Annotated in this window: 23 protein-coding genes; 16 read left to right on the forward strand and 7 right to left on the reverse strand. The window is 64.5% G+C overall.

Going from position 1 to position 22,867, the window contains the following annotated elements:
* Positions 1-113 precede the first annotated feature (113 nt).
* Complete coding sequence (locus CA833_RS16020; protein WP_242526143.1) at positions 114-1,232, forward strand: YihY/virulence factor BrkB family protein; 1,119 nt, start codon at positions 114-116, stop codon at positions 1,230-1,232.
* Here the strand turns inward: CA833_RS16020 and CA833_RS16025 are convergent.
* Complete coding sequence (locus CA833_RS16025; protein ID WP_207078620.1) at positions 1,229-2,086, reverse strand: kinase; 858 nt, start codon at positions 2,084-2,086, stop codon at positions 1,229-1,231. The two genes, CA833_RS16020 and CA833_RS16025, sit on opposite strands and share 4 nt — an antisense overlap.
* A complete protein-coding gene (locus CA833_RS16030) occupies positions 2,083-2,523 on the reverse strand; it encodes an MEKHLA domain-containing protein (RefSeq protein ID WP_242526144.1) in 441 nt (146 codons plus the stop codon). Before CA833_RS16030 ends, CA833_RS16025 begins: the two co-directional genes overlap by 4 nt.
* 222 nt (positions 2,524-2,745) lie before the next feature.
* Here CA833_RS16030 and CA833_RS16035 point away from each other — a divergent pair, with 222 nt between their 5' ends.
* The 7 genes from CA833_RS16035 (at position 2,746) to CA833_RS16065 (ending at position 8,541) form a co-directional block, all read left to right on the forward strand.
* A complete protein-coding gene (locus CA833_RS16035) occupies positions 2,746-3,582 on the forward strand; it encodes a coniferyl-alcohol dehydrogenase (protein ID WP_207078621.1) in 837 nt (278 codons plus the stop codon).
* Between the two features lie 141 nt (positions 3,583-3,723).
* Entirely contained in the window at positions 3,724-4,527 is an 804-nt protein-coding gene (locus CA833_RS16040) for a crotonase/enoyl-CoA hydratase family protein (RefSeq protein WP_207078622.1), read from the forward strand.
* A 59-nt stretch (positions 4,528-4,586) separates the two neighbouring features.
* Positions 4,587-5,912 carry a 3,4-dihydroxy-2-butanone-4-phosphate synthase gene (ribB, locus tag CA833_RS16045; RefSeq protein WP_142633474.1) on the forward strand — a complete coding sequence of 442 codons (1,326 nt, stop codon included), beginning with the start codon at positions 4,587-4,589 and terminating at the stop codon, positions 5,910-5,912.
* Position 5,913: 1 nt separating this feature from the next.
* Positions 5,914-6,333, forward strand: coding sequence for a 6,7-dimethyl-8-ribityllumazine synthase (ribH, locus tag CA833_RS16050; RefSeq protein WP_142633472.1), 420 nt, complete (start codon positions 5,914-5,916; stop codon positions 6,331-6,333).
* Between the two features lie 11 nt (positions 6,334-6,344).
* Positions 6,345-7,313, forward strand: coding sequence for an aldo/keto reductase (locus CA833_RS16055; RefSeq protein ID WP_207078623.1), 969 nt, complete (start codon positions 6,345-6,347; stop codon positions 7,311-7,313).
* A 301-nt stretch (positions 7,314-7,614) separates the two neighbouring features.
* Positions 7,615-7,779, forward strand: coding sequence for a hypothetical protein (locus CA833_RS16060; RefSeq protein ID WP_185928726.1), 165 nt, complete (start codon positions 7,615-7,617; stop codon positions 7,777-7,779).
* A gap of 207 nt (positions 7,780-7,986) precedes the next feature.
* Complete coding sequence (locus tag CA833_RS16065) at positions 7,987-8,541, forward strand: winged helix DNA-binding protein (protein ID WP_142633468.1); 555 nt, start codon at positions 7,987-7,989, stop codon at positions 8,539-8,541.
* Between the two features lie 165 nt (positions 8,542-8,706).
* Here CA833_RS16065 and eno read toward each other — a convergent pair whose 3' ends face one another.
* Positions 8,707-9,993, reverse strand: a complete 1,287-nt coding sequence (gene eno / locus CA833_RS16070) for a phosphopyruvate hydratase (RefSeq protein WP_142633466.1) — start codon at positions 9,991-9,993, stop codon at positions 8,707-8,709.
* A 180-nt stretch (positions 9,994-10,173) separates the two neighbouring features.
* Here eno and CA833_RS16075 point away from each other — a divergent pair, with 180 nt between their 5' ends.
* The 5 genes from CA833_RS16075 (at position 10,174) to CA833_RS16095 (ending at position 12,403) form a co-directional block, all read left to right on the forward strand.
* Positions 10,174-10,743, forward strand: a complete 570-nt coding sequence (locus CA833_RS16075) for a hypothetical protein (RefSeq protein WP_142633464.1) — start codon at positions 10,174-10,176, stop codon at positions 10,741-10,743.
* Positions 10,744-10,770: 27 nt separating this feature from the next.
* Positions 10,771-11,148: a phage holin family protein gene (locus CA833_RS16080; RefSeq protein WP_207078624.1), complete on the forward strand. Its 378-nt coding sequence runs from the start codon at positions 10,771-10,773 to the stop codon at positions 11,146-11,148.
* A complete protein-coding gene (locus CA833_RS16085) occupies positions 11,148-11,492 on the forward strand; it encodes a hypothetical protein (protein WP_242526145.1) in 345 nt (114 codons plus the stop codon). Before CA833_RS16080 ends, CA833_RS16085 begins: the two co-directional genes overlap by 1 nt.
* The gene (locus CA833_RS16090; protein WP_142633461.1) at positions 11,479-12,054 is read left to right on the forward strand and encodes a hypothetical protein; all 576 of its coding nucleotides are present in this window, start codon (positions 11,479-11,481) and stop codon (positions 12,052-12,054) included. The genes CA833_RS16085 and CA833_RS16090 overlap by 14 nt, the downstream gene beginning before the upstream one ends.
* A gap of 127 nt (positions 12,055-12,181) precedes the next feature.
* Positions 12,182-12,403: a DUF4170 domain-containing protein gene (locus CA833_RS16095; protein WP_142633459.1), complete on the forward strand. Its 222-nt coding sequence runs from the start codon at positions 12,182-12,184 to the stop codon at positions 12,401-12,403.
* A gap of 94 nt (positions 12,404-12,497) precedes the next feature.
* Here CA833_RS16095 and greA read toward each other — a convergent pair whose 3' ends face one another.
* The 4 genes from greA to carA all read right to left on the reverse strand — a co-directional run bounded on the left by greA (position 12,498) and on the right by carA (position 18,184).
* Entirely contained in the window at positions 12,498-12,974 is a 477-nt protein-coding gene (gene greA / locus CA833_RS16100; RefSeq protein ID WP_142633457.1) for a transcription elongation factor GreA, read from the reverse strand.
* A gap of 128 nt (positions 12,975-13,102) precedes the next feature.
* Positions 13,103-16,426 carry a carbamoyl-phosphate synthase large subunit gene (gene carB, locus CA833_RS16105; protein WP_142633455.1) on the reverse strand — a complete coding sequence of 1,108 codons (3,324 nt, stop codon included), beginning with the start codon at positions 16,424-16,426 and terminating at the stop codon, positions 13,103-13,105.
* Positions 16,427-16,473: 47 nt separating this feature from the next.
* The gene (locus CA833_RS16110) at positions 16,474-16,851 is read right to left on the reverse strand and encodes a hypothetical protein (RefSeq protein ID WP_142633453.1); all 378 of its coding nucleotides are present in this window, start codon (positions 16,849-16,851) and stop codon (positions 16,474-16,476) included.
* Positions 16,852-17,017: 166 nt separating this feature from the next.
* Entirely contained in the window at positions 17,018-18,184 is a 1,167-nt protein-coding gene (gene carA / locus CA833_RS16115; protein ID WP_207078625.1) for a glutamine-hydrolyzing carbamoyl-phosphate synthase small subunit, read from the reverse strand.
* 163 nt (positions 18,185-18,347) lie between these two features.
* On the opposite strand from carA, the gene CA833_RS16120 reads away from it, so the two are divergent.
* From CA833_RS16120 to rpoD, 3 genes are read left to right on the forward strand one after another with little or no spacing between them, the layout of a single operon-like run.
* A complete protein-coding gene (locus CA833_RS16120; RefSeq protein WP_142633449.1) occupies positions 18,348-18,800 on the forward strand; it encodes a GatB/YqeY domain-containing protein in 453 nt (150 codons plus the stop codon).
* Positions 18,801-18,827: 27 nt separating this feature from the next.
* Entirely contained in the window at positions 18,828-20,720 is a 1,893-nt protein-coding gene (gene dnaG, locus CA833_RS16125) for a DNA primase (RefSeq protein ID WP_142633447.1), read from the forward strand.
* Between the two features lie 40 nt (positions 20,721-20,760).
* Entirely contained in the window at positions 20,761-22,782 is a 2,022-nt protein-coding gene (gene rpoD / locus CA833_RS16130) for an RNA polymerase sigma factor RpoD (RefSeq protein ID WP_142633445.1), read from the forward strand.
* Positions 22,783-22,867 lie beyond the last annotated feature (85 nt).

The following is a 22,867-nucleotide window of genomic DNA, read 5'->3' on the forward strand; positions in this document are numbered from 1 at the left end:
CATCATCCGTGGCCAGGTCGTGATGGCCACTTCGAGTCTGGGCAACGGACGCCCTCGTGCCTTAGCGTATCGCATTGCAACAGCGAAAGTTCCCGGCGGCAAGGGGGAAGCTGATGAATGGACACGAAGGAACCGTCGAGCGTGACACGCCGGATACGGTTTCCGATACGAATGCGCCACCCCTGACGGCGGCTCCGGCGGCAATCGGTCCCGCGCCTGTCACGCCGGGCTGGGATGCGGATACGCCGCTCGCCTTGCCGGCGCGCGCATGGTGGCGGGTGGTGCGGCGGGTCTGGGTGATGAGCGGGTTCCATGAACTCGGCCTGCTGGCGGCGGGGCTCGCGTTCTACTGCTTTCTCGCGCTGACGCCGCTGATCGCCGCCACCGTGATGACCTACGGCCTCGTCGGCGACGTCGACGCCGTGCGCGACCAGATGCAGAGCATCGTCCGGGTGGTCCCACCCGAAGTGGCCCATATGCTCGAACAGCAACTGATCCAGATCGTCACCACCAGCCGCGGCGTCACCGGTTTTGCACTGGTGATCGCGCTGTTCTTTGCGATCTACGGAGGCATGCGCGCGGCGAGCGGCATGATCAGCGCGCTCAACGTCATCAACGAGGAGCGCGAGACCCGCGGCATCATCGCCCTCACCTTGCGCGCCGGAGGCCTGACGCTGTCCGCCGTGCTGATCGCGATGACCGGCGTGGTTTCCGGCGGCATCTTCGCATGGCTGCAGACCCATGCCGCCGCCTACCTCGGCGATGCGACGCAAAGCCTGTTCAACTGGCTCACCTGGCTCGCCGCCATCCTTCTCGGCAGTAGCGGCTTTGCGCTCATCATGCGCTACGGCCCGGACCGGCGCCCCGCCAAGTGGCGCTGGCTCGCCCCCGGTGCCTTGCTGGCGACCCTGCTGTGGATCGCCGTCTCGTTCGGGTTCTCGCTCTATGTCGCCTATATCAGCGACTACAACGCGACCTATGGCTCGCTTTCGGCCATCGTCGTGTTCCTGATGTGGCTGTTCCTGTCGGCCTACGGTATCCTGCTCGGCGCCCTGCTCAATGCGGAAATCGAGCGGCAGACCTTCTGCGACACCACCAGAGGTCCGCCCAAACCGCCCGGTGAGCGCGGGGCCGTGCTGGCCGACGTCATCGACGACCGGGTGCCCTCGCTCGCGGACCTCCAGCGCAAGCGCAGCCGCCGCGCCGAGAAGGCACGCCGAAGGGCGGATTAACGCGCCTCGATCGCCTGCGGGCGGCGGTCCCGATCCAGCCGCACCACCAGATCCGCCCGCGCGGGCATCTCGGCGAGGATGGCGCAGGTGATCCGCTCGTAATGGGCAATGAAGCGCGCGATTTGCGCCTCGCTCATCACCTTGTCGTCCGGCCCGGCGCGCACGGCGAGATCGCGCTCCTGCTCACTGCGCCAGCGGTGGACAACCTCGAAACCGGGCGCGGCCAGCAGCACCAGCCGGTCGATCCGGGCAAAGAGCCGCTGGTACGAATCGCCGAGCATGTCGTTCACCCAGCGCCGCCAACGGCCATCGGGATCCTCCCCCGCCTCCAGCGCATTGACCGGTTCGGCCAGTTCGCGTGCCCGCTGCGGAAAGGCGCCGAGGCACCAGCCCTCCAGCACGAGCACCTGGCAGCCGGGCCCGACGATGGGCCAGTCACGCTCCGAAACCCGGTCGTCGCGGGCCTTGTCGAAACGCGGCAGCGCCACCGGACCGCCCGCCTCCAGCCCGTCGAGCACGTCCAGCCCGAGGGCGATGTCGTGCGTGCCCGGCACCCCGCGCGTGGCGAGCAGGGGGTGAACGTGGCGCGCCAGTGCCTGCCGCTCGGCATGGGTGAGATAGAGGTCGTCCAGCGACAGCACCGCGCTCGCGAGGCGCTCGGCCGCGCAATGGGCCTGCACCGCCTGCGCCAGCGTGGACTTGCCGGACCCTTGCGCGCCGCAAATGCCGATGACGACGGGGCGATGACGGGAGCCGGGCCAAGAGCCGGGCCGCGGGCCTGAAAGCGCGCCGGAAAGCGCGCCGTGGACTTGCTCCATCACGGCATCCACAAGGCGGGGATCGAGCCCGGTCACAGCGGGAACATCGCGGCCTGACCGAAGCAGACCCCATCGCCGTCGACGAGGTTCCAGACCACCGCCGGGCCGATCCGGAAACGCCGCCCCCTGGCGCTGATGCGCACACCGGCATAGTCGTCGATGAAGCCGTGGGCGGTCACACGGTCGAGCAAAGCCTGCCGCTCTTCGCGCAGCGGCGCCTCGGCCGAGAGGCGCGAGGGCATGCCGACAAACGTCGCAAGATCGCTCTCGAATGCCGTGAGCGCGCGCGCATTGCCGAGAAAGAACAGCGGATCGGCCTCGGTGCCGTGGGCAACCACGGCAAACGGCGCCTGCCACAACGCCGCAACCGGATCGCCGCCGCGCACCAGCGGACGCCCCAGCAGGCGCTCGAAACTCCCGGCTATCAAGGCGATCCGCGCGGCGCATCCGGGCTCGCGATAGATGACAGGCACGGCCCCCGCCCCTTCCGTTTCCGCCTGTCCGTGCACCTCGTCCTCCGCTGGAATGCCCGTTCGCCTAGCAGCACCGCCGCCCGTTTGCGAGCCGTCACGGCGTATCGTACCGGCGATCAGCCCGCATCGCGGTTGATGCCGCAGCCCCTGTGCGACTAGCTATCCGGCAACAAGAGATCGGGGCCAGCCCATGCGCGCGCCCGAGAGAGGAAGGATAACCGGATGAGCGATGTTCTCGGCTACAAAGGCAAGCGTGTAATCGTCAGCGGCTGCTTCTCGGGCATGGGCGAGGCGACGGCAAAGCTGCTTGTCGACCTCGGCGCCGAAGTCCACGGCTTCGACTTCAAGGAAAGCGCGGTGCCGATGGCCTCGTTCACCCGGATCGACCTGCGCGACCCGGCCAGTCTCGAAGCCGCGGTTGCCGGTGTCGGCGGCAAGATCGACGCCCTGTTCAACTGCGCGGGGCTACCCGGCGGCGGCGGCTTCCCGGCGATGGACGTGATGAAGGTCAACTTCCTCGGCACCCGCCACCTTACCGAACAGGTCGTGCCGCTGATGGGCCAGGGCGGCGCCATCGTCTCGATCGCCTCCACCGGCGGCCTTGGCTGGAGCCGCCGCATCCCCGTCCACATGCAACTGCTTGCGACCCAGGGCTTCGACGCCGGTCTCGCCTGGTGCGAGGCCAACATGGAACAGGTCAGCGAGGGTTATGCCTTCTCGAAGGAAGCAGTGATCGTCTGGACCCAGTTCATGGGCGCGCAGCTCATCAAGAAGGGCATCCGCATCAACTGCTCGCTGCCCTCGCCCACCCAGACGCCGATGATGGCAACCTTCCACGCCACTTCGGGCAAGGATGTGGTCGATGCCGCCGCCGAGCCGCTCGGCCGCTACACCACGCCCGCCGAACAGGCCGGTCCGCTGGTGCTGATCTGCAGCGACCTTGCCGGCGTGGTCAACGGCATCGTCATGCCGGTGGACGGCGGTTTCATGGGCGGCCTCGCCACGGGCCAAGTGGACATCACCAAGATGATGAGCGCGGCTTCCAAGCAGCCCGCCTGATCGCTCGGCGACAAAATTCGAAAAGGGGTCGGCTGCCTGTGCATCCGGCCCCTTTTACCCCAGCCCCTTTAACCCCCGCCCCTTTAACCTATGCGTCAACCTGCTAAGGCAGTCGCAAGAACAAGGAGCAGGACCACAAGCATGACCGACGCCGTACTGTACGAGATCGACGCCGAAGGCATCGTCACGATCACTCTCAACCGGCCGGAAATGCGCAATCCGATCTCCGATCCCGAAGTGATCGAGGCCCTGCTGGGCGCCGTGGAACGGCTGGACAACGATCCCGCCGCGCGCGTCGCCATTCTCACCGGCGCGGGCAAGGGCTTCTCCTCGGGCGGCAACATCAACGAGATGAAGCCCGGCGGCAACGTCAACGGCGGCGAGCCGATCCGCACCCGGCTCAATTACAAGCGCGGCATCCAGCGCCTGCCGCTCGCCTTCGCCGCGCTCGAAGTGCCGGTGATCGCCGCCGTCAACGGCGCGGCGGCGGGTGCGGGCTGCGACCTTACCTGCATGTGCGACCTGCGCATTGCCGGTGAAAGCGCGCGTTTTGCCGAAAGCTTCGTCAAGATCGGCCTGATCGCCGGCGACGGCGGCTCCTGGCTGCTGCCGCGCGTCGTCGGCTGGTCGAAGGCGGCCGAAATGGCGCTGACCGGCGACATGATCGACGCGGCGGAGGCGCTGGCCTGCGGGCTCGTCTCCAAGGTGGTGCCCGATCACCAGTTGATGGACGAGGCCCGCGCCCTCGCCCGCCGCATCGCCGCCAACCCGCCACATGCCGTGCGCATGACCAAGCGCCTGCTGTGGGAAGGCCGCCGCGCCGATCTCGCCACCCTGCTGGAAATGGCCGCCGCCATGCAGTCCGCCGCCCACGCCACCCAGGATCACGCCGAAGCGGTCGAGGCATTCCTCGAAAAGCGACGGCCCGAATTCAAGGGGACTTGAATTTCGATGTGATAGGCTCATATCGCGCTCACACCACAATGTGAGAACGAGATACTCCAATGGCAGGCAATGTGATCGAACAGGTCCGCAAGCTCGTCGCCGAGGGCGGCATGAGCAAGTCGGGCCTTGCCCGCGCAGCCGGGCTCCACGCCAACACGCTGCGCGACTGCACCGAGCCGGACTGGAACCCCACCGCCGAAACCCTGGTCAAGCTGGAGCGCGCACTGTTCTCCAACGACGACCGCCAGATGCTTGTCCCCATCGAGGAGATCATCGACGAGGCGCGCAACGGCCGCATGTTCATCCTCGTCGATGACGAGGACCGCGAGAACGAGGGCGACCTCGTGATCCCGGCGCAGATGGCAACCCCGGCAGCGATCAACTTCATGGCCACGCACGGCCGCGGGCTGATCTGCCTGACGCTCACCAGCCAGCGCATCGACGAACTCGGCCTCGATCTGATGAGCCGCCACAACGGCACCCGCCACGAAACCGCCTTCACCGTTTCGATCGAGGCGCGCGAAGGCGTGACCACCGGCATCTCGGCGGGCGACCGCGCGCGCACGATCTCGGTCGCCATCGACGGCACCAAGAGCAAGGCCGACATCGTCACTCCCGGTCACGTCTTCCCGCTGCGCGCGCGTGACGGCGGCGTGCTGGTCCGCGCCGGCCATACCGAAGCCGCCGTCGACATCTCGCGCCTTGCCGGCCTCAACCCTTCGGGCGTGATCTGCGAGATCATGAAGGACGACGGCACCATGGCGCGCATGGACGACCTGATTGGCTTCGCCCGCATCCACGACCTCAAGATCGGCACGATCCGCGACCTCATCGCCTATCGCCGCAAGCATGACCGCATGGTCGAGAAGAAGAACGAGATCACCTTCCAGAGCCGCCACGGCGGCCAGTGGCTTGCCCGCAGCTATTACAACAAGGCCACCGGCGACGAGACGATGGCGCTGATCAAGGGCCGCATCGATCCCGCCAAGCCGACGCTGGTGCGCATGCACACGCTTTCGATGTTCACCGACGTGTTCGGCGAGGAGTCGGCGGATCGCGGCAACCTGCTGCACCGCTCGATGGAAATGATCGCGGAAGAAGGCAGCGGCGTGATCGTCGTCATCAACCGCCAGATCGGCAGCTCGATGTCCAAGGTCATGGACATCAAGCAGCAGATTCGTGCGGGCGAAACGCCTGACATCGAAGAACTTCGCGACTATGGGGTGGGGGCGCAGATTCTCGCGGAACTTGGTGTCCACGACATGATCCTGCTCACCAACACGCATCATTCGCTTGTCGCGCTGGAGGGGTATGGCCTCAACATCGTGAACGAGCGCCCCATTCCCAGCACTTCCGAAGATGCTGCCGCTGAAGGAGCGAACTGACATGGCCCGTTTTCTCATCGTCGAAGCCCGCTTCTACGACCACCTCAATGACCAGCTGATCGCCGGCGCCAAGGCCGCGCTCAAGGCCGCCGGCCACAAGGCTGAAGTGATCACCGTGCCCGGCGCGCTGGAAATCCCCGCCGCCATCTCGATGGCCGAGGCGACCGGCGACTATGACGGCTACGTCGCCATCGGCGTGGTCATTCGCGGCGAGACCTACCACTTCGAAATCGTCGCCGGGGAATCGGCACGCGGTATCATGGCGCTGACCATGGACAGCATTGCCATCGGCAACGGCATCCTTACCGTCGAGAACGAGGAACAGGCGCTGGTCCGCGCCGATCCCGCACAGAAGGACAAGGGCGGCGAAGCGGCCAAGGCCGCCATCGCGCTCTACGACCTCAAGGAGCGCTTCGCCTGACGGAGTAAGGAATGGCTGACACGATCCCGGTCTCCGACCTGAAGGACAGCCCGCACTGCGAGCACCCCTGCCTTGGCGGCATCCGCCTGGTGCTGGGCGGAAACGTCTTCGGATGGACAATCGACCGGGATCGCAGCCTTGCGGTCCTCGACGTCTTCTACGAAGCCGGCGGCCGCATGATCGACACGGCCGACGGTTATTCCAAGTGGGTCCCCGGACACAAGGGCGGCGAATCCGAAACGATCATCGGCGAATGGCTGAAAACGCGCGGGGTCCGCTCCGAGATGCGCATCGCCACCAAGACCGGTCAGGGCGGCGCGCCCGGCATGCTGGCTCCCGACACTGTCCGCGCGGCGCTAGAGGCGTCTCTGCAGCGCTTGTGCACCGATTATGTCGATCTCTACTACGCCCACCGCGATGACACCGCGACGCCACTGGACGAAGTGGCCGAAGCCTATGATCAGGCGTTTACCTCGGGCCGCGCCCGCGAACTGGGCGCGTCGAACTACTCCCCCGCCCGGCTTTCCGCCATCCTCGCGGTGGCCGGCGAGAAGGGTCTTCACCCCTTCACCGTACTGCAACCGCTCTACAACCTCGTCGCCCGCGCACAGTTCGAGGGCGGCTTGCAGGACATCTGCGTTGAACGGGGAATCGCGGCATTCCCGTATTATGGCCTCGCTGCAGGCTTCCTGACGGGCAAGTACACGCAGGCCGATCAATGGGCCGGAACAGCCCGCGCCCACACGCTCGACGAAGCTGCCGCCGGAAACGGCTGGCAGAGTCTGGCCTGGCTTCGCGGGATCGCCGATGAATTGGGCGCCACTCCCGCACAAACCGCACTAGCCTGGCTCAACACGCGGGCAGGCGTTGCCGCCCCCATTGCCAGCGCCACTTCGCCCGAGCAAGTGCGCGAGCTTGCCATGATCTGCGATTTGCAACCTCCCGCGGAAGCCTTTCTCGCCAACGACGCACGAGGGTAGCCAAGCAAATACCCCTATTCTGCATGGAATTCCGCCAGAACATCAGATAAATAGTTCTGACGGAAGCCATCCGGCGCCCGTTATCCATCCTCAAGTTGCATGTATCCAACTTGGACACCACAAAAAGTCCGGTTTGCAAATTGGCCGGATACTGTAGCCAGAGAAAGAAGTGTCCGAATTCGATCTTAATCGGACACATCATTAACCAAGAATACCCCGCCTACGGGACGAGGGTCGCAACCCATGCACCCGGGAAGCGGGGCCCGACCGGGCACGCACCCGCGACGGAGGAGTACTGCAGGTGAACATCGAAGCGAAGCGCAGTGCGCTGATCGAAGCCATGATGGCCAACCTCGCCCAACTCGAGAACCTGGGCGCCGAAATCGCCGCGGCCCACATGCAGGCCGCCATCGACGCGCTGCGACGCGATTCGGGCCTGGACCAAGACCCCTCCGATCTGGACTAACCGACCGCTGACGCCGCCGCTCGCGCATGCAACAAACCCTGCAAGGTGCGGCACGACACGTCGATGCGGTTTCGCCGATTTGAAGCGAAAACACATCGGCGCGGCGGACTGCAGCCTTGCAGGAGCAATTGCTGCGACTCGTATTCGTGCTCGGCGCCCCCCTCGACACGGATCATTGCGGCCACAAGGCTTGGTGGGCTCAGTTGTATGGAGAAGACCGATCAGTTGATGCGCAATCGGGCGAAGGCCATTCGCCTTATTGGAATTGCCAACGAGCTTCTCGCCATGGCGCGCGAACTCGAAATCGGACAGACGATAGCCACCGAAATCGCCAATTCGGTACAACGGGAAAGCGGCAAGACATCAGCCAGCCAGGACCATCCCATCTGGGTCGAACTGGCCCGCCAGACGTACGATGACCGGCGGCGCCGCACGAAGATCTTCGATTCGGAGGAACTTTTCGGCGAGCCTGCCTGGGACATCCTCCTCGACCTGTTCATCGCGGCCAAGGAACGGCGCCGCGTCTCGGTAACGAGTGCCTGCATCGGCTCCGCCGTCCCGTCCACAACCGCGCTGCGCTGGATCACGATCCTCGAAAAGCAGGGATTGCTGATGCGCGAGGCGGACCCCGGAGATGCGCGCCGCGTCTACGTCAAGCTAAGCGCGCGGGGCTATGCCGCCATGCTGGAATATTTTTCCTCCGCATCGCGCTCAGTCGTCCTGCTTGACGATCCCCGACAGGAACTGGCCGCCGCACGCTAGAGCGTTTTCCAATCAGGTGGAATCGCTTGATGACCCGGAAAACCAAAATCTTAGAGCAGCTTATCCGATGCAATCGGATCTGAAACTGCTCCAGGAAACAGCCGGCTGCAAAAAGGGCCCGGCTTCCGAAAGAAGCCAGGCCCTTGTTTTCAGCTACCGATAGGTTCAGCGCGCGAGGCGGGCGAACGCCGAGGCTCCGGCAAAGCGCGCAGCCCTGCCAAGCTCTTCCTCGATGCGGATCAGCTGGTTGTACTTGGCAAGCCGGTCCGAACGGGCGAGCGAGCCGGTCTTGATCTGACCGCAGTTGGTGGCGACGGCGAGGTCGGCGATGGTGGCATCTTCGGTTTCACCCGAACGGTGCGACATCACGGCGGTGTAGCCGGCGCGATTGGCGATCGAAACAGCCTCCAGCGTCTCGGTCAGGGTGCCGATCTGGTTGACCTTGACCAGCAGCGAGTTCGCCATGCCCTTCTCGATGCCCATGGTCAGACGCTTGGGGTTGGTCACGAACAGGTCGTCGCCAACAAGCTGTACCTTGTGACCAAGCTTTTCGGTGAGCGCAGTCCAGCCTTCGAAGTCATCCTCGGCCATGCCGTCCTCGACCGACACGATCGGATAAGCACCGCAGAGGTCGACAAGGTAGTCGGCGAACTGGATCGGGCTGAGCGAAAGACCTTCGCCGCTGATCTCGTACTTGCCGTTCTTGAAGAACTCGGTGGCCGCGCAGTCGAGCGCGAGCTGAACGTCGACGCCGGGCTTGAAGCCGGCCTTCTCGATCGAGGCGAGCACGAAGTCGAGCGCGGCCCGCGTGCTGGCGATGTTGGGGGCGAAACCGCCTTCGTCACCCACGGCCGTCGCGAGACCCTTCTCGTGCAGGCCCTTCTTCAGGGTGTGGAAGATTTCCGACCCCCAACGCACCGCTTCGGCGATCGAATCGGCGCCGACCGGCATGATCATGAATTCCTGGAAATCGATCGGGTTGTCGGCATGCTCGCCGCCATTGATGATGTTCATCATCGGTACCGGCAGGACATGCGCCGAAACACCGCCAACGTAGGAATAGAGCGGCAGGCCGCGTGCATTGGCGGCCGCCTTGGCGGCAGCGAGGCTGACGCCGAGGATGGCGTTGGCGCCAAGACGCCCCTTGTTCTCGGTCCCGTCGAGTTCGATCATGGCAAGATCGAGGTCCCGCTGGTCTTCGGCATCCATGCCCACCAGTTCCTCGGCGATTTCGGTGTTCACCGAATCAACGGCCTTGAGCACGCCCTTGCCGAGGTAACGGCTCTTGTCACCGTCACGCAGCTCCACCGCCTCATGGGCACCGGTCGAGGCGCCCGAAGGCACCGCGGCGCGGCCGAAGCTGCCGTCTTCAAGGAGAACGTCGACTTCGACGGTGGGATTGCCACGACTGTCGAGAATTTCGCGGCCGTGGATATCGATGATCGCGGTCATGCTGGGAATTCCTCCTTAAAGGCGCCTTCGAACGAGGCTTCGGCGCTCTTGAGGGCGTCTTAGCAGGGGAACCCGAGGTTACAAGTTGCGTTGCAGCACAGAGTGCAAGATGTGTTACACTTAATGTGCATCGCCTATAGGCGAATGACCGGGTTAACCGACAACGAGGAGTGAAACCCCATGGCCGATCCAACGACGGAAACCGGAAACGGAACCGAAAATGCCAAGAGCCACTTCACCAAGGCCATGGAAGAAGTCCGTGCCGGAGCGGCTGCGCTGGGCAAGGAAGCCCAGAGCGCGGCGGAAGGTTACCTCGGCAAGCTGAACGAAGCGAAGACCGAATGGTCGAGCGAGGCCAAGGTCCGCTCGGAAGATGCCAAGGTGAAAGCGAGTGCCTTCGCGGACGACGCGAAGGTGAAAGCCAGCGCCTTCGCGGACGACGCCAAGGTCAAGGCGGTCGACCTTGCCAACCAGGGCAAGGCCAAGACCAGCCAGGCCATGATCAGCCTGTCGAAGGTGATCGACGACAACGTCAGCCTGATCGACGAGAAGGTCGGTCCCAAGTACGGCGATTACGCCCGCTCGGCGGCAAAGTCCGTTTCCGGCGCCGCGACCAAGCTCGACGAGAAAAGCCTCGACGAACTGGGCGACGAAGCCCGCGAATTCGTGCGCAAGAGCCCCGGCGTGGCGATCGGCGCGGCCATTGCGGCCGGGTTCCTGCTCGGCCGCCTGTTCAAGAAGAGCAACTGATCGGGCAGGTCGGGACAGATCGCGACAATGCTCGATCCCGCACCGTCCCTCGGCCTTGAGACCGAGGAGGAGGACCTTTCGTTCGCCCAGGACCTTCGGTTGCTGGCAGAGGAAGCGCGTACACTGGCCCAGGCCGAACTGGCCTTCCAGAAAGCGCGCGCCGCCTATGTCAGTGCCGAATTGCGCACGATCACCTTGCTCGGCATGCTCGGCGCTGTCTTCGTGTTCTTTGCACTCATGGCGCTGGTGGTCGGCTTTGTCATCGCGCTTGGCAGCGTTCTGGGGCCCTGGGCGGCGATGGCGGCCGGGACTTTGATCATCGGCGGCATCGCCCTTGCCCTGCTCCTGCTGGCACGGGCACGCATGCGGCGGATGCGTACGGTTCTTTCGGCGGGAGACGCCTGATGTCCGCACTCGCCCATCGCCTCGCCGAGCATCGCGCCACGAGGGACGCGGCCAGGGCCGCGTTCGATGCCCATTACGCCGCGATCAAGGCCGATATCGATGAACGCGGCATCGGCGGTCGCCTTGCTGATGAGGCGATCGAAAAGGCCATCGACGTCCTCGATGAAGCCGTCACCGTGGTTGAGGAACACCCTGCCGCAGTGGGGGGAACCTTCACGGCGCTGGTGCTTTGGATCTTCCGAAATCCGATCCTTTCGCTGGTCTCCGACGTGTTGGGCCGACTGCACGGTGAAGGATCGCACGGTAACGACAGTAAAAAGGAGTTCGACGGTGAGCGAAGCTGAACCGAAAACGCCAGCTCAGTCCGCAACCGAGGCCAATCTCGGCGCGGTGGTGCCGATCAGGGCAAAGCCGGCGCAGGACGAGCGCCCTTCCCGCAAGATCATCGCATTTGCCAAGGAGCATCCCGTACTTGTCGTAGCAGGCGGGCTTGCGGCGGGGGCGCTTGTCAGCGCGCTGCTCCCCAGGCGCCTGACGCGCGGCGTTGCCGGCAAGGCGTTGAACCGCTCGGTCGCATTGGCCGAAGCGGCAGGCGGCGCGGCAGCGTTGCTGGGACGTAACGCCTCTGACAAGGCCCATGATCTTGGCATCGGCGCCAGGCGCGAGGCCGGCCACCTTGCCGACCGCGCCGAGAAGGCCGGCGGCGCCGCCGCGGAGCGACTCGAGCGATTCGGGCTGGCCGCCCTCGCCGCAGCTGGGGCGCTGGGCAAGGCAGCTGCCGAAAAGGCCGGTAGCACGGCCGAAAAGGCTGGAAAATTCGGCCATGAAGCTGCGGAAACCGCGTCGGAATCGTCGCAACGTTTCGCTCGGCGCATTCAGGATTTCGCGCAGCGCATCAGTCGTTGATAAATTATCGATAATGATTTACAGGAGCATTAAAGAGCCGCATCGCAGGCGCGATCGGCTCTTGCCCTGCTGATCGCCACGACCTATGGGGACCTTCGTCTCTCCCACAGGAAAGCGATCCCTCTCCATGCAGAAACTTCACCTCGTGATGGGTGGCCGGGTCAAGGACCCGCGCACGCTCGAATTCGCCGATCTGAACGAACTCGATCTCGTCGGCGTCTACCCCGACTATGCCGCGGCCGAAGACGCATGGCGCTCGGCTGCTCAGCGCACGGTCGACGATGCCGAAATGAAGTACGTCATCGTGCACCTTCACCGCCTGCTCCAGCCGGACCAGCCGGAAGCCTGAGCCTGACAAGGCTCCCCGCTTCCAACTGGCAAGCGGATACGAAAAAGGCCGGCTTTCGCCGGCCTTTTCTTTTGCCTGCCGCAGCCGGACGAGATCAGATGAACTCGATCTTCTGCACCAGGTAGAACTTGTCGCCCGAGGGCACGGTCACTTCGACCTCATCCTCGATCCGGCGACCGATCAGCGCCTTGCCCAGCGGCGAGTTGTAGCTGATCCGCCCAACCTTGGCATCGGCCTCGTAAGGACCGACGATCTGGTACTTCACCGGCTTGTCGTCATCGTCGAGCAAGGTCACGGTAGCACCGAAGATGATCTTCTCGCTGGTCAGCGTGGCCGGGTCGACGATCTGGGCACGACTGATCTTGTCTTCCAGATCGGCGATCGTGGCTTCAACCTGGCCCTGGCGTTCCTTGGCCGCGTGGTACTCGGCATTTTCCGAGAGATCCCCGTGCGCGCGCGCTTCCTCGATCGCATCGACGATCCGCGGGCGTTCCTCGCGGAGCGCCTTGATCTCTGCGGTCAGCTTCTCATACCCTTCGGCGAGCATGGGGAGCTTTTCGATACTGGCCATCAAACACTTCCTTCCTGCAACCTCCCCGCACGCGAAACCAGTCGAAGGCGACTAGTTCCCTGCCCCGCCCCTCAGGAAATTTCCGGGGGCGGGCCGATCCGCAGCGATGTGGGGAGGCTAGATCGATTTCAGTTATAATAATCCTGCAACGAACGCACTTCAAGCTGGGTCCCGCGCAGGGCGGAAATTGCCTGTGCAGCAGCGACGCTGGCGGTTGCAGTGGTGAAGTAGGGGATCTTGCCGGTCAGCGCCGAAGCGCGGATCGATTGCGAATCCTTGAGGCTCTGCCAACCCTCGGTGGTGTTGAAGATCAGCGCGATCTCGCCGTCGACGATCTTGTCGACGATGTGCGGACGGCCTTCAGCGACCTTGTTGACCAGTTCCACCGGAACCCCGGCTTCGCTCAGGTACTTGTGGGTACCGGCCGTGGCGACGATCTTGAAGCCTTCCTTCACCAGCGTCTGCACGCCGGGCAGGATCACGGCCTTGTCGCTGTCCTTCACCGACACGAACACCGTGCCACTGTCGGGCAGGCGCATGCCCGCACCTAGCTGGGCCTTGAGGAAGGCACGCGGGAAGTCTGCATCGAGGCCCATGACTTCGCCGGTGGACTTCATTTCGGGGCTCAACACCGGGTCGACGCCCGGGAAGCGCGCGAACGGGAACACCGCTTCCTTTACCGCCATGTACGACAGGTCGCGCTTGAACGGCGGGAAGTCCGACAGCTTCTCGCCCGCCATCACGCGGCTGGCGATCTTGGCAACCGGCTGGCCAAGCGCCTTGGCAACGAACGGCACGGTACGCGAAGCACGCGGGTTGACCTCGATGAGGTAGACCTCACCGTCCTTCACCGCGAACTGGATGTTCATCAGGCCGCGCACGCCGAGCCCGAAGGCCAGCGCTTCCGCCTGGCGTTCCATTTCCGCGATGATCTCGGCCGGCAGGCTGTAGGGCGGCAGGGTGCAGGCGCTGTCACCGGAGTGGATGCCCGCTTCCTCGATGTGCTGCATGACGCCGGCCACGACAACCTGCTCGCCGTCGCAGAGCGCGTCGACGTCGCATTCAACGGCATCACGCAGATACTGGTCGATCAGCACCGGGCTGTCACCCGAGACCTGGACGGCAGTGGTGATGTAGTCGTCAAGCTGCTGCTCGCTGTCGACGATTTCCATCGCGCGGCCACCCAGCACGTAGCTGGGACGCATGAGGACGGGGTAGCCGATGCGATTGGCGACGGCGACGGCCTCGTCACGGCTGCGGGCAATGCCGTTGGCAGGCTGCTTGAGGCCCAGCTTCTCGACCAGAGCCGAGAAACGCTCGCGGTCTTCCGCAAGGTCGATGGCGTCGGGCGACGTGCCGAGGATCGGGATGCCTGCATCCTCGAGCGCCTGCGCAAGCTTCAGCGGGGTCTGCCCGCCGAACTGCACGATCACGCCGACGAGTTCGCCCTTCGACTGTTCGACACGCAGGATTTCCAGCACGTCTTCGGCCGTCAGCGGCTCGAAGTAGAGGCGGTCCGAAGTGTCATAGTCGGTCGAGACGGTCTCGGGGTTGCAGTTGACCATGATGGTCTCGTAGCCGGCCTCGGCAAGCGCGAAGCAGGCGTGGACGCAGCAGTAGTCGAACTCGATGCCCTGGCCGATGCGGTTGGGACCGCCGCCGAGGATGACGACCTTCCTGCGCTCCGACGGATTGGCCTCGTTCTCGGGCTCACCGAAGATCGGGGCTTCGTAGGTCGAGTACATGTAGGGCGTCACCGCCTCGAACTCGGCCGCGCAGGAGTCGATGCGCTTGAACACCGGGTGGACGCCCAGCTTGCCGCGCAGCTTGCGCACTTCGTCCTCGCTGGTGGCACCCGCCATCGCCAGCAACGCATCGTGCAGCAGGCCCGAGCGCTTGGCCTGGGTCTCGCCCATGCCGCCCGCGACGCCGACCGAACGCACGGCGAGCGTGGCAAGACGCTTGTCCGAGAAGCCCATCGCCTTGAGGCGGCGCATGCCCTGCGCATCGGCCGGCAGGCCGTGCTTCATGATGTTGGCTTCTTCGGCGATGATCTCTTCGATGTGGCGAAGGAACCACTTGTCGTAATGCGCGATCGCGTGGATCTCGTCGACGGTGAAGCCTTCGCGGAAGGCCTGCGCGACGTGCAGCAGACGCTCCGGGGTCGCCTTCGACAGCGCCGCGGTGATCACGTCACGGCCCGCGCCTTCCAGTTCGACCACCCGGTTGAAACCGTCGAGGCCGGTTTCCAGGCCGCGCAGGGCCTTCTGCATCGATTCCTTGATGTTGCGGCCGATCGCCATGACTTCGCCGACCGACTTCATCGCGGTGGTGAGGTCGTTCTTGGCGCCCTTGAACTTCTCGAAGGCGAAGCGCGGGATCTTGGTGACAACGTAGTCGATGGTCGGTTCGAACGCCGCCGGCGTGGCGCCGGTGATCTCGTTCATGATCTCGTCGAGCGTGTAGCCGACGGCCAGCTTCGCCGCGACGCGCGCGATCGGGAAACCGGTGGCCTTCGAGGCAAGCGCGGACGAGCGCGAGACGCGCGGGTTCATCTCGATGACGATCAGGCGGCCGTCCTTCGGGTTGACCGCGAACTGCACGTTGGAACCGCCGGTCTCGACGCCGATCTCGCGCAGCACCTCGATCGAGGCGTTGCGCATGATCTGGTATTCCTTGTCGGTCAGCGTCAGCGCCGGAGCGACGGTGATCGAGTCGCCGGTGTGGACACCCATCGGATCGACGTTCTCGATCGAGCAGATGATGATGCAGTTGTCGTGCTTGTCGCGCACGACCTCCATCTCATACTCCTTCCAGCCGAGCAGCGATTCCTCGATCAGCACTTCGGTCGTGGGAGAGGCGTCGAGGCCCGAGCGCACGATCGTCTCGAACTCGGCCTTGTTGTAGGCGATGCCGCCGCCGGTGCCGCCCATCGTGAAGCTGGGGCGGATGATCGAAGGCAGGCCGGTGGTCTCCAGCACCTTGAACGCCTCGTCCATGGTGTGAGCCACGCCCGAACGAGCCGAGTTGAGGCCGATCTTGTCCATCGCGTCGCGGAAGCGCTGGCGATCCTCGGCCTTGTCGATGGCATCGGCATCGGCGCCGATCATCTGCACGCCGAACTTCTCCAGCGTGCCGTCGTTGAACAACGCCAGCGCGCAGTTCAGCGCGGTCTGGCCGCCCATCGTCGGGAGCACCGCATCGGGGCGCTCCTTCTCGATGATCTTGGCGACCACTTCCGGGGTGATCGGCTCGACATAAGTGGAGTCGGCCATGTCCGGGTCGGTCATGATCGTGGCCGGGTTCGAGTTGACCAGGATGACCCGGTAACCCTCTTCCTTGAGCGCCTTGATCGCCTGCGTCCCCGAATAATCGAATTCGCAAGCCTGGCCGATGATGATCGGGCCAGCGCCGATGACGAGGATCGAGGAGATGTCTGTGCGCTTGGGCATGGGCTGTCCTGGGGTGTCCTGTGTGTCTTGTATGTCGGACTGGCGGCCTAGGCCACCAGTTCGCCAAACGCCTTGTCCCAGTAATCCGGGCCTTCGGCTTTGGCTTGGAGAATGATCGGGTTGCTTTCCTGTTCCATGCGGATCACCGCCTTGAACCGGTCAGCCTGAAACTGGTGCATCGAGCCGCCATATTCGCCCTGCGTCGTCGACCAGGCGCCCGCCTCGAGCATCCTGTCGATGAACGCCTTGCCGGCTTCCTTCGCGTGCTTGCGCACCTTGGGGCCGAACTTGCGAACCGCCACCGAGACTTTGTCCTCGAAGATGAGCTGCAGTTCCCCGTAAGGGTAGAACCGCGGCGCAACCGAGAGTTCGGCAGCCTGTCCGGCAATGTAGTAAGCGAGCATGTGGTCGATGAGGTCGGTCATGGCGTGGCACCTTGCTTAACACGGGTTCCCGGCGCGAAGGCCGGAATTTCCCGTGCATAGGCAAAGTGCGATACCGGGTCGAAAACTCGCTGGTCCGCACCGGCAATGATCGCCGATGCGGGGCGCGGCACGAATGCCGCCATCAAGTTCCGACCCGTTACGCCCATCAGGCCAGCATCCCCACGAACTTCTCGAAGAGATAGAAGCTGTCCTGCGGACCGGGGCTGGCTTCCGGGTGATACTGCACGCCGAACGCCTTCTTGCCCTTGATCGCGATGCCGCAGTTCGAACCGTCGAACAGCGAGACGTGGGTCTCCTCGACGTTTTCGGGCAGCGACTGGTTGTCGACCGCGAAGCCGTGGTTCATCGAGGTGATCTCGACAACGCCGTCGGTCAGGCGCTTCACCGGGTGGTTGGCGCCGCGATGCCCCTGGTGCATCTTCGAGGTCCTGGCGCCGGCCGCAAGGCCGAGCATCTGGTGACCGAGGCAGATACCGAAGACCGGCACGTCGCGGTCAAGCAGCGACTTGATGACGGGCACGGCATATTCGCCGGTCGCGGCAGGGTCGCCCGGGCCGTTCGAGAGGAACACGCCCGCCGGCTCCAGCGCGAGGATGGCCTCGAGCGAGGTTTCGGCGGGAACCACCGTCACGCGGGCCCCGGCCTTCACCAGGTTGCGGAAGATGTTGTCCTTGGCGCCGTAGTCGATGGCGACGACATGCGGCAGAGCATCACCCTCGGCAGCACCGAAGCCCTGGCCGAGTTCCCAGGTCGAACCTTCCCAGCCCTCCTGGATCTCGCGGCTGACGATCTTGGCAAGGTCCATGCGTTCGAGGCCCGGCCATTCCTGCGCACGCTTGATGAGCGCGGGAATGTCGAACTCGCCCGCCGGATTATGGGCGATCACCGCGTTGGGCGCGCCCTGCAGGCGGATGCGGCGGGTCAGCGCGCGGGTATCGACCCCGGCGAGACCAACCTTGCCCTTGGCGGCGAGCCAATCGCCGAACTCACCGGCAGAGCGGAAGTTCGAGGGCAGCGTCACGTCCTCGCGGACAACGCAGCCAACGGCGCCATCGACCCGGGATTCGAGATCCTCGTCGTTGACACCGACATTGCCGATGTGGGGGAAAGTGAACGTGACGATCTGGCCCGCGTAGGACGGGTCAGTCATCACTTCCTGATACCCGGTCATCGCGGTGTTGAAGCAGACTTCACCGACTGCTTCGCCAACGGCTCCAAAGCCGCGGCCCCAGACCACGTGTCCATCGCTCAGGACGAGAACGCCTGTCGCCCCTTCAGGTTTGGGCGCAAGCGTATATGCGGCGTCGGCCATGGTGGGTCGCTCCGTTTTCGGCGTTTCTGACTATGTGTGCTAAGGCCCGCCCGCTAGACAGGGTTGTGCACCGCGTCAAGGCGCGAGAGGTGCAATTTGGCGCGCGGCTTGCTAGTTTTGCGCCATCACCCTTTTCCAGAACCAGCAGAACAGCAGGAAAACAATGCTTCGTGATTCGATCAAGGCCGCCCAGATCACCGCGATGAAGGCGGGCGACAAGCCGCGCCTCGCCGCGGTTCGCCTCATCCTTGCCAAGATCAAGGACCGCGACATCGAACTGCGCACCGCCGATTCTCTTCCCGACGACGATGCCATGGTGATCGACGTTCTCCAGAAGATGGTGAAGCAGCGCCGCGAATCGATCCAGCTCTTCGAGGAAGGTGGCCGCCCCGAAAAGGCCGCCGAGGAGAAGGCCGAACTGGAGGTGATCGAGACTTTCCTTCCCGCCCAGCTCTCCGAGGAAGAAACCAAGGCCCTGATCGAGGCGATCAAGGCCGAAGTCGGCGCCGAAAGCATGAAGGACATGGGCAAGGTCGTCGCCGCGCTGAAGGCACGCCACGGCACCCAGCTCGACATGGGCAAGGCTTCGGGCTGGGTGAAGGCGGCGCTGGCCTGACCTGACACGCGATCGGGCGGCAGGACCGTGCTTACCCCTCAATGGCTCGACCAGCTTCGCACGCGGATCACGCTGTCCGCGCTGATCGGTCGCTCGACCCGCCTCACCAAGGCGGGGCGCGAGTTCAAGGCCTGCTGCCCGTTCCACAACGAGAAGTCTCCAAGCTTCACCGTCAACGATGAAAAGGGCTTCTATCACTGCTTTGGCTGCGGCGCACATGGAGATGCGATCCGCTGGATGACCGATCACCAGGGCCTGTCCTTCATGGACGCGGTCAAGGAACTGGCGGCCGAAGCGGGGATGGACGTCCCTGCCCCCGATCCGCGCGCGGCCAAGGCGGCCGAAAAGCGCGACACGCTTCATGACGTGATGGCCGCCGCGCAGGGCTGGTTCGTGCAGAACCTTTCCGCCCCCGGCGGCGAATCGGCGCGCGCCTACCTAGCAACCCGCGGGTTCGACGCCCACACCCTCCAGCGATTCGGCTTCGGCTACGCTCCGGAAGGCCGCCAAGCGATGAAGGAAGCGCTCGGCAAGTTTCCCGAGGCCATGCTGATCGAGGCGGGCCTCAGGATCGAAGTCGAAGGCCGCGATCCCTACGACCGCTTCCGCGGCCGCCTGATGCTGCCTATCGAGGATGCACGCGGCCGGGTCATCGCTTTCGGCGGCCGTATTCTCACCAAGGAGAAGACGGATGCGCCCAAGTATCTGAACTCTCCCGACACCCCCCTCTTCGACAAGGGCCGCACGCTCTACAACCTGCACCGCGCCGCGCCTGCCGCGCGCCAGTCTGGCCGGATGGTCGTGGTCGAGGGCTACATGGATGTGGTCGCGATGGCGGCGGCGGGCATTGGCGAATGCGTCGCGCCGCTCGGCACCGCGCTGACCGAGCAGCAGATCGAGATGCTCTGGCGCCACGTCGAGATGCCGATCCTGTGTTTCGACGGAGACGCCGCCGGCCAGCGCGCGGCAATGCGCGCGGTAACCCGCGCCCTGCCCCTGCTGCGCCCTGCCCACTCCCTGCGGATCGTCCGCCTGCCTGAAGGGCTTGACCCCGACGACCTTATCAAGGCCAGGGGCGCACGGGCGATGGAAGACGTGCTGGGCGCCGCCAAGAGCCTGATCGAAGTGCTCTGGGACGTGGAACGCGATGCCCAGCCGCTCACCACGCCCGAAGACAAGGCCGGTCTCAAGGCCCGACTGATGGCCCATGTCGATGCGATCCAGCACCCGGACATCGCCAGCCTCTATCGGCGCGAGTTGCAGGACCGCTATTCCGAATTCGCCTTCCCCAAGCGCGAAAGCCGCTGGCAGCAGGGCGGCGGTCAGGGCGGAGCGTTCAAGCCCAATCCGCCGCGCGGCGGGGGCCGGGGCAATTTCCAGAAAGGCCGCTGGAGCCCGATCCCCGAATCGGATCCCGAATCACTCGAACGCCTGCGCAAGGCGATCGCGGGCGGCGCGCGCGACGCCCTTTCGGCCGCCGTTCTGGCCGGGCTCATCCGCTGGCCCGACCAGATCATCCGTCACGCGGAAGCCCTGGCCCGCACCCCGGGGCTCGACCCCCGCTTTTCCTTGCTGCTTGATTGCTGCCACATGCACGAACCGCTTGAAAGCGCAGCGCTTGCCTCCATATTGGCCGACAGTGGCTTGGAGATCCCCGGCACCGCCGAATACTCAGGATTGCGCTTCGGGTTCCTGAATCCCGATACCGGCGCGGATCAGGCGGCAGAGGATCTTGTGCAGGCGGTCGATCTCTTGGTGGAACGTCCGGTTCTGGAGGCGGCATTGGCACAGGCAACGGCGCGGTTCGAAAACGAACTGTCCGACGATGCTTTTGCCGAGCAGCAACGCCTCCTCAAGAGAAAGCTGGAATTTGACAGTCGCCTCAGGCAAATGGCGACAAGACAGGCGGCTTCGTCCTGATTGTATAATCAGTTCGGACGCACGGGGATAACGGCGAAGAATGAGCAAAAACGACAACACCGGCGAACCGAACGACGATGCGCCGCTGATCGATCTCAACGAAGCTTCCATCAAGAAGCTTATCGCCCGCGCCAAACGCCGCGGCATCATTACTTACGACGAGCTCAACGAAGCGCTCCCGCAGGACATGTCTTCCGACCAGATCGAGGACATCACCGCCGCGCTGAACGAGATGGGCGTCAACATCGTCGAGAGCGATGAAGATGCCGACGGTCAGGAAGACAATGATTCCGACCGGGATACCGACACCGACGATGCGGATGGCGACGACGCCGGCCCGCGCATGGTCGTCGAGACCAAGAAGAAGGAAACGGTCGAGCGGACCGACGACCCCGTCCGCATGTACCTGCGCGAGATGGGCGCGGTCGAACTGCTCAGCCGCGAAGGCGAAATCGCCATCGCCAAGCGCATCGAGGCCGGCCGCGACATGATGATCCTGGGCCTGTGCGAGAGCCCGATCACCTTCCACGCGATCATCCAGTGGTCCGAAGCCCTCAACAACGGTGAAATGCAACTGCGCGAGATCCTCGATCTCGACGCCATGCTTGCCAAGGAACCCGCGCCCGAAAGCCTGAGCGAAGACGGCGAAGGCGACGAGGATGGGGAGATCAGCGAAGCCACCGCCGGCCCCACGTTCAAGGACGAGGACGATTCCGACGAGGACAACTCGGAGGAAGTCGACGAGGACGGCAACCCGATCCCCAAGCGCGAAGCCGAGGAAGAGGAGGAGGACAACACCCTCAGCCTCGCCCAGATGGAAGCGGCCCTCAAGCCCGAGGCGCTGGAGAAGTTCCTGCTCATCACCGAGCTGTTCCAGACCTTCGAACGCCTCCAGTCGGAACGCCTCGAAGCGCTGGCGCTGGGCATCGACTTCCCTGCCGCCAAGGAAGAACAGTACCATTCGCTGCGCGAGGAACTGACTGCGCAGGTCGAATCGGTGAAGTTCCACGCGACGAAGATCGAATACCTCGTCGACAACCTCTACGCCTTCAACCGCCGCCTCACCACGCTAGGCGGCCAGATGCTGCGCCTGGCCGAGCGCCACAAGGTCAAGCGTGCCGACTTCCTCGAGACCTACGTGGGCCGCGAGCTGGACGACACCTGGCTCACCGACATGGCGAAGAAGGACAAGAAGTGGGCTGCCTTCGCCGAAAACGAAGCGGACCCTGTCGAGCGTATCCGCGCGGAAGTCTCGGACATCGCCGCCGCCACCGGCATGGCGCTTCCCGAGTTCCGCCGCATCGTCAACATGGTCCAGAAGGGTGAGCGCGAAGCTCGCATCGCCAAGAAGGAAATGGTCGAGGCGAACCTGCGCCTCGTCATCTCGATCGCCAAGAAGTACACCAACCGCGGCCTGCAGTTCCTGGATCTCATCCAGGAGGGCAACATCGGCCTGATGAAGGCGGTCGACAAGTTCGAGTACCGCCGCGGCTACAAGTTCTCGACCTATGCCACCTGGTGGATCCGTCAGGCCATCACCCGCTCGATCGCGGATCAGGCCCGAACGATCCGTATCCCGGTGCACATGATCGAGACGATCAACAAGCTGGTGCGCACCAGCCGCCAGTTCCTCCACGAGCAGGGCCGCGAGCCGACGCCGGAGGAAATGGCCGAGCGCCTGTCGATGCCGCTCGAGAAGGTGCGCAAGGTGATGAAGATCGCCAAGGAGCCGATCAGCCTCGAAACGCCGATCGGCGACGAGGAGGATTCGCACCTCGGCGACTTCATCGAGGACAAGAACGCGATCATCCCGGTCGACGCCGCGATCCAGGCGAACCTCAAGGAAACGGTCACCCGTGTCCTTGCATCGCTCACCCCGCGCGAGGAACGCGTGCTGCGCATGCGCTTCGGTATCGGCATGAACACTGACCACACGCTCGAGGAAGTCGGCCAGCAGTTCTCGGTCACCCGCGAACGTATCCGCCAGATCGAGGCAAAGGCCCTGCGCAAGCTCAAGCACCCGAGCCGCAGCCGCAAGATGCGCTCGTTCCTCGATCAGTAACGGCTGCCTGAAGATGAAAGGACCCCGCTTCGGCGGGGTTCTTTTTTAGCCCCCTCACCCCTCAGGCTGGAAAAAGACAAGACCC

Origin of the sequence: Novosphingobium sp. KA1, assembly GCF_017309955.1 — a bacterium.
In the GTDB taxonomy this organism is placed as follows: domain Bacteria; phylum Pseudomonadota; class Alphaproteobacteria; order Sphingomonadales; family Sphingomonadaceae; genus Novosphingobium.